Source organism: Staphylococcus sp. 231237_7MaSpsaltlick (assembly GCF_043107035.1).
The window spans coordinates 1-1,398 of sequence record NZ_JBICNX010000125.1 but is presented as its reverse complement, the minus strand read 5'-3'; the positions used below and the strand labels follow the sequence as shown (position 1 = coordinate 1,398).

Annotated in this window: 2 protein-coding genes; both read left to right on the top strand. The window is 34.8% G+C overall.

What is annotated here, in order from left to right; translation table 11 throughout:
• A partial coding sequence (gene rpsB, locus ACF91D_RS30305; protein ID WP_392438446.1) for a 30S ribosomal protein S2 occupies positions 1-416 on the top strand: 416 nt, incomplete at its 5' end.
• A gap of 93 nt (positions 417-509) precedes the next feature.
• Complete coding sequence (gene tsf, locus ACF91D_RS30300; protein WP_039066760.1) at positions 510-1,388, top strand: translation elongation factor Ts; 879 nt, start codon at positions 510-512, stop codon at positions 1,386-1,388.
• Positions 1,389-1,398 lie beyond the last annotated feature (10 nt).

The following is a 1,398-nucleotide window of genomic DNA, read 5'->3' as shown; positions in this document are numbered from 1 at the left end:
TATTCGAAGTATTACCTAAAAAAGAAGTTGTAGAACTTAAAAAAGAATATGACCGTTTAATTAAATTCTTAGGCGGAATTCGTGATATGAAATCTATGCCTCAAGCATTATTTGTAGTTGACCCTCGTAAAGAGCGCAACGCAATCGCTGAAGCACGTAAATTACACATCCCAATCGTTGGTATTGTAGACACTAACTGTGATCCAGATGAAATTGATTACGTTATCCCTGCAAACGATGATGCTATCCGTGCAGTTAAATTATTAACTGGTAAAATGGCAGATGCAATCTTAGAAGGTCAACAAGGTGTATCAAATGAAGAAGTAGCAGCTGAACAAAACATTGATTTAAACGAATCAACTGAAGCTACTGAAGCAGAAACAACTGAAGAAAACACTTCTGTTGAATCAAACTAAGAATAATGTAAAATGGGTGATAAGATATTTAAGCTTATCACCTTTTTTTAAAATAAATACAATAAAATTCATTAAATAATGGAGGAATATGAAATGGCAATTTCAGCTAAACTTGTAAAAGAATTACGTGAAAAAACTGGCGCTGGCATGATGGATTGTAAAAAAGCGTTAACAGAAACTGATGGTGACATCGATAAAGCAGTAGACTTCTTACGTGAAAAAGGTATTGCTAAAGCTGCTAAAAAATCTGACCGTATTGCGGCAGAAGGTTTAGTACACGTTGAAGCAAGAGGGAACGAAGCAGCAATTGTAGAAATTAATTCAGAAACTGACTTCGTAGCTCGTAACGAAGGATTCCAACAATTAGTGAAAGAAATTGCTATCCAAGTATTGGATACAAAAGCCGAATCAGTAGAAGCTTTATTAGAAACTGAATTATCAGATGGTAAATCAGTTGACCAACGTGTTAAAGAAGCGATTTCTACAATCGGTGAAAAATTAAGTATCCGTCGTTTTGCTATCAGAACAAAAACTGATAACGATTCATTTGGTGCTTACTTACACATGGGCGGACGCATCGGTGTATTAACGGTAGTTGAAGGTTCAACTGACGAAGAAGCTGCTAAAGATGTAGCTATGCACATTGCTGCAATTAACCCTAAATATGTTTCATCAGAACAAGTAAGTGAAGATGAAATTAATCACGAAAGAGAAGTATTAAAACAACAAGCTTTAAATGAAGGTAAACCTGAGAAAATTGTTGAAAAAATGGTAGAAGGCCGTTTACGTAAATATTTACAAGAAATTTGTGCGGTTGACCAAAACTTTGTAAAAGATCCTGATCAAACAGTTGAAGCTTTCTTAAAATCTAAAGGTGGTAAACTTGTAGACTTCGTACGTTATGAAGTAGGCGAAGGTATGGAAAAACGTGAAGAAAACTTTGCTGACGAAGTTAAAGGACAAATGAAATAATTTTTCATAG